1 protein-coding gene is annotated in these 529 nt (G+C 36.1%); it reads left to right on the top strand.

All coding sequences use genetic code 11. The features are described from left to right. Positions 1-119: 119 nt before the first annotated feature. The coding region (locus V3W49_RS23055) for a hypothetical protein (protein WP_500148312.1) at positions 120-529 on the top strand (410 nt) is incomplete at its 3' end.

The following is a 529-nucleotide window of genomic DNA, read 5'->3' as shown; positions in this document are numbered from 1 at the left end:
ACAAAAATCAAACTGGCAACCACTGAGTGGGCTGCATCTAGCGTATTATCAATACCAATTCACCCCAAAGTCACCTCAAAAAATTTACAATTCATAGCAAAAAATCTAAGGCAGGCCTTATGAAAACCCTAGAAAAACTGCTAGGAGGAATATGCAAAGCTATCCTTCCTATCAAAGAGGAGGTGTTTTATGGGAACCCAAACTCATCAATCGCAATCTGCACCTTGTCAAGCATTGATTTGCTCAGAAGGCTATCCCAGCCTAAATTTTTACAAAGTGTAGCAATAGTTGGTAGACTACTATCAGAAAACAAAGGAATAGACTCGTTGATTCAATATGTCAATGCTAACCCAAAAATTAAAACAATTGTTCTTTGTGGAAAAGAGGTTTGGGGACATAAATCTGGGCATTCGTTACTTGAATTACACAAAAATGGAATTGATGAAAACCAAAAGCATAACACAAATACTGACACAGGTTCATTGAAAGATTCTTTAACAATTAATGAATCAGTTAGCTTGAGTAAAAG

Source organism: Rosenbergiella sp. YN46, from assembly GCF_036620675.1.
Taxonomy (GTDB): domain Bacteria; phylum Pseudomonadota; class Gammaproteobacteria; order Enterobacterales; family Enterobacteriaceae; genus Jejubacter.
Note: the sequence above shows the minus strand (reverse complement) of the source record. Positions and strands in the feature narration are given on the sequence as shown.